This is a genomic window from Qipengyuania sp., assembly GCF_042095715.1.
Lineage (GTDB): Bacteria > Pseudomonadota > Alphaproteobacteria > Sphingomonadales > Sphingomonadaceae > Qipengyuania.
On record NZ_JBELMO010000124.1, the window covers coordinates 1 to 4,562 of the forward strand.

At 60.1% G+C, this 4,562-nt stretch carries 5 protein-coding genes and 1 tRNA gene; 5 read left to right on the forward strand and 1 reads right to left on the reverse strand.

The window, feature by feature from the left end:
• The 5 genes from ctrA to ACFDTG_RS16215 all read left to right on the forward strand — a co-directional run.
• A partial coding sequence (ctrA, locus tag ACFDTG_RS16195; protein ID WP_375291960.1) for a response regulator transcription factor CtrA occupies positions 1-607 on the forward strand: 607 nt, incomplete at its 5' end.
• Positions 608-934: 327 nt separating this feature from the next.
• A complete protein-coding gene (locus tag ACFDTG_RS16200; RefSeq protein WP_375291961.1) occupies positions 935-1,354 on the forward strand; it encodes a response regulator in 420 nt (139 codons plus the stop codon).
• Positions 1,355-1,416: 62 nt separating this feature from the next.
• Positions 1,417-2,118 (forward strand): tRNA (guanine(46)-N(7))-methyltransferase TrmB, encoded by a 702-nt coding sequence (locus tag ACFDTG_RS16205; RefSeq protein ID WP_375291962.1) that lies wholly within the window; start codon positions 1,417-1,419, stop codon positions 2,116-2,118.
• A gap of 79 nt (positions 2,119-2,197) precedes the next feature.
• Positions 2,198-2,288 (forward strand) — tRNA-Ser (locus ACFDTG_RS16210).
• Between the two features lie 123 nt (positions 2,289-2,411).
• A complete protein-coding gene (locus ACFDTG_RS16215) occupies positions 2,412-2,630 on the forward strand; it encodes an Arm DNA-binding domain-containing protein (RefSeq protein WP_375291963.1) in 219 nt (72 codons plus the stop codon).
• Between the two features lie 485 nt (positions 2,631-3,115).
• Here ACFDTG_RS16215 and ACFDTG_RS16220 read toward each other — a convergent pair.
• Positions 3,116-4,562 (reverse strand): YadA-like family protein (locus ACFDTG_RS16220; protein WP_375291964.1); only part of this gene is annotated, 1,447 nt, incomplete at its 5' end.

Genomic DNA, 4,562 nt, shown 5'->3' on the forward strand with positions numbered 1-4,562 from the left:
CGATCGGGGCGACGAAGGCTTGGATCTCGGCAAGCTATACGATTCCGACATTAGTCTTCTCGACCTGAACCTGCCGGACATGCACGGTAACGACGTGCTGAAGAAGCTGCGCGTCGCCAAGGTGCAGACGCCGGTTCTGATCCTTTCGGGCATTTCCGAAATGGACAGCAAGATCCGCTCCTTCGGTTTCGGCGCGGACGATTACGTGACCAAGCCGTTTCATCGCGAAGAGTTGGTCGCCCGCATCCATGCCGTGGTGCGCCGTTCGAAGGGCCACAGCCAGTCGATCATCCGTACCGGCAAGCTGGCCGTCAACCTCGACACGAAGACCGTGGAAGTCGACGGGGCCCGCGTCCACCTGACCGGCAAGGAATATGCAATGCTGGAGCTTCTTTCGCTCCGCAAGGGCACCACGCTGACCAAGGAAATGTTCCTCAACCACCTTTACGGCGGGATGGACGAACCCGAACTCAAGATCATCGACGTTTTCATCTGCAAGTTGCGCAAGAAGCTGGCGCATGCATGCGATGGCGAAAACTACATCGAAACCGTCTGGGGCCGCGGCTATGTGCTGCGCGATCCTGGCGCCGAAGCTGAAGCTGCTTGACAGGCCGACCCTCCACTCTGCCACATGCCAAGCAGTATACGGCCGGACCTAAGGGTCCGGCCGTCTTTTTATTTAGGTAATACTACGTCGTTGGCCCGAATGTTACAGAGCGACGCTTGACTTTATCCCTTGTTTTCGTAAGGAATCCAGCAATCGGGGCTGCGGATAAACAATTCGTCACACCAGGTCGCCTGCCTCCCCCAATAAAAACAGAACGCCGACTCGCCAGCTCCACATACTCAGCGACTGCTCGCTGTCGTGAAGCCGATCGGCGCAACCCGGGTCCATGGCGCCGTCCGGTGGGGGCGGCGATCGAGGGAGCGTCGCGTGCGAAGTGCAACGAAACCCAGTGTCGTGGTGGTCGACAGCGATCCGATCAACTGCAGACTTATGCGGGAAATCTGTCTCGTCGCGGGTTGGGAACCCGCGGGCTGTGCGGGCAATATGGAAGAAGGCCTTGCTCTCGTTGCGGGGGCGCGTCCCGAGTGCCTCATCACCGATTACGACTTTGGCAACGGCGGATCGTGTGAAGGAACGGGCCTCGATCTCATCGAAAAGGCCAAGCTCAACCTGCCCCATCTCTTCACGATTTTGGCGACGGGCTGGGATATCAACGAGCTGGCAGTGCGCATGCAAACTCAACAGCCCGACCGCATTCTGCGCAAGCCCGTCCCCCCTCATCAATTGATGAAACTGCTCGAAAACGTGCACGGGCAGGTGGAGGTGGTGCGTATCCGCGCGGTATAGTCCGGCACGACGGCCTCAGCCATCTGGACATTGCCCCTCGCCCGGCCCTAACGCGCCGCCTCATGAGCGCGCATAAGGAAGGCGATCCCACTACACTCAACCGCCTGTACGGCCGCAGCCAGGGCAAGCCCTTGCGCGCGGCGCAGCGGGCGCTGTTCGATAATCTCCTCCCCCAGATTGCCGTTCCAGGCGAGGGCGCGGTCACTTCGGCAGGGCTGTTCGGTCACGATCGCCCGCTGCATTTCGAGATCGGTTTCGGCGGAGGCGAGCACATGGCCTGGCGGGCCGACCTGCTGCCCGATCACGGCTTCATCGGTGCAGAGCCTTTCGCCAATGGCGTGGCACAGGCGCTTGTTCATGTGCGCGACGGGGGGCTGGCCAATGTGCGGATCCATCATGGCGACGCGCTGGAGGTGCTCGATCGCATACCGGACGGCGCACTCACCATGCTTTACCTGCTCCATCCGGACCCCTGGCCCAAGGCGAAGCACGCCAAGCGTCGGATGATGAACGATGGGCCGGTGCGCATGTTTGCCGACAAACTGAAGAAGGGCGGCGAGTTCCGCTTCGGCACCGACCATCCCGTGTACCTACGCCACGCCTTGATGGTGATGCGCCGTTTCACGACCGAATTCGAATGGCTGGTGGATACGCCAGCGAGTTGGCAGAACCGCCCGTCGGGCTGGCCGCAGACGCGCTACGAAGTGAAGGCGCGCGAGACCTACGGCCACGAAGTCTGGTATTTCCGCTTCCGGCGGCGCTAAGCGCCCATATCGACGCGACACCCCCTTGATGCCCCCCGCCGGCCCGTCTATAGGCGCGCCCTTCGCATAGCCGCGATCCGGAGACGTGGGTGAGTGGCTGAAACCAGTTCCCTGCTAAGGAACCGTACTCTATCAGGGTACCGAGGGTTCGAATCCCTCCGTCTCCGCCACCGGCCCTACCAAGCCGGCTCAAGCTGCTCCAAACGACCCTCGAAAGCTTTACATTTTCGCCGTTGGCGAATTCCATTGGTGTCCGATCCATTTCGCCACTAACCAATCTTAGGTGGGGTAGAATGGGAGTAAGCACGGCTGGGGTTGCCGATAGCCGGGGTCTGCATCTGCACATCTCGGCAAGCGGGCATAAAAGCTGGCGCTATAAACACCGCTTCGAGAAAAAAGAGGGCCTGCTTACGCTTGGATCTTTTCCCGAGATCTCGCTGGCCGAGGCGCGAGAACGGCGGGACGATGCCAAAATGATGCTACGCGAAGGACGTGACGCACGTCATGCTTGAAACGAAACCGATTGGTCGGGACTGCGGACACTGCGAAGTCGTTCGAAGTTGTAGCCCGCGAGTGGCATGCCCTTCAGATCGATCGCTGGAAGCCCCTTCACACCGCCGATCATTACCAGCCTGCCAAGTCTGAAAGCGTCAGCGCCTTAGTGCTATCATCTCACCGGAGGAGAAAGTCTGCAGCGGGGGTCGTTAGCAGAACGTCAGCTTAGCGCAGTCGAGCATCATAAGCTGCCAGTCGGCTATTGATGCTGTGGACGGCTCTCCACCCTTCTGCGGTAGTATCCATGACTACTCAATTGTTTGAGATACCAGAACTTTGCAAACCAGCAAAGATGGGCCGTTAGGTCTCATAAAACCTACGGAGCAGAGCAGTTTAAACCAAACAGAGCGGGGAAGAGGTTGTATTGTAAGGCTGGTGAAGAGGTAATTACTTTTCGATAGATATTACCGTTCCGTCTAATTGTTGCCTCCCGATTGAGAAGTCAGAACTGCCACCCCATCCCCGCGCTCGCAGCTGTTCGCCCAGTAGTGTCTCGCGTTATGCCCGCCTTGGCGACCATCCGACCGTCGGAACCCGCGCCTGAGAAACCCAGCGATATCGCCTGCTCGCCGTCAAAGGTACCGAGGCCTAGAGATACCATGGAGCGCCCGGATTCATACGGCTGGGGCAGGCTCGCTATCGCCAGAGCGCTGGATGTACCTGATGCCGCTCTGCGGGACGCTCGCGAAAGGTCGAAACCGAGTGCGGCGACCCTGGCGTCCGTATAGGCGTTCGCCTCTGCAAAAATCCGTCCGAGACCGGCGTTGAGTTGTCCGACGGTCGCTGCGTCGGTGCTTTCGACACCTGCGGCGAGATTGCGCAGCCTGACAGGAGCCTTACCTGCAGCGAAGGTAACGGCTGTTTGCGAAGCATCATCGTACCGTATGGTATGCTGATGAAGGGCCAGTGCTTCGGTAGCGGTCGTGCGAACGGAATTAATAGCCTGCTCGGCGCCGTGCAACTGACTTCCGTTTACCGCTTCCCGCGAATCCGCGGTCACGGCACCGGCGGCAACGTTCACCAAGGTGGTCCCGGCTCCATTGGCACCCCCCGCAAGGGTCACGCGGTCCGTCGAACCACCATCACTTGTCGTGTCATAACGTACGCTCGATGCGATATCGCGTTGCACGCCCGCGAGCTGCGATCCATTGACCGCGTCGGTCGATCCGGCCTCGACGCGCCCGTTGGCAACATTGCTGAGGCGGCTCAGCTGAGCGGCGCCTACTGCACCTTGCGTAGCGGCACTCTGGAGGTTGGCGATCTGCTCTTGCAAAACCGCCAGCTGATTGCGTAGCGCATCTAACTGCGCAAGAAGCTGCTGATCGGGTTGGGCGGGGGCAGGCTGCCCCGTCGGGGGTGACGCAGGGGGAAGCTGCCCGGTGCTGAACTGGCTCGCCAAGGCGCCGAACGCATCGGAAACGTTCGTGTAGGTCGCGCCATTCACCAAATAGGTCGGCCCTGAAATCGATCCTGCGCTCGCATCATATCGCGCACCGCCGCCCAGGCCGCCGGCAATAGCCTTGCCAAGAGAAGCGGAGATGCCCTTCAACTGAGCTAAATTGACTGCATCGCTGTCAGCGCTACCCGCCGCCAGCCCCGTGAGTTGGCGATCACCAGTCGGCGTGTCGCGGTTGGTGATTGGATCGAAATAGCTGATGTTTCTTCCGATCGCGATCTCGCCAGACGACCTTTGCGCATCGTTTACGCCGAACGCTGCATAGGATGCAACTGCACCGCGAACCGTACGCGAAGCGGTCCCGAGGGAGACGCTGCCCTCGTGTTCGGCTATTGCGCCCGAGCCCAAAGCCGTCGCGGCATAAGCACGGCTTTCGGACAAAAGCCCTAATGTAACGCTTCCGAAGGCAAGAGCCTTAGAATTGCGTCCTACC

Bases quoted from the DNA above. Each gene is read 5' to 3' on its own strand.
- ACFDTG_RS16215 (WP_375291963.1), top strand. From the start codon at position 2,412: ATGGGAGTAAGCACGGCTGGGGTTGCCGATAGCCGGGGTCTGCATCTG.
- ACFDTG_RS16205 (WP_375291962.1), top strand. From the start codon at position 1,417: ATGAGCGCGCATAAGGAAGGCGATCCCACTACACTCAACCGCCTGTAC.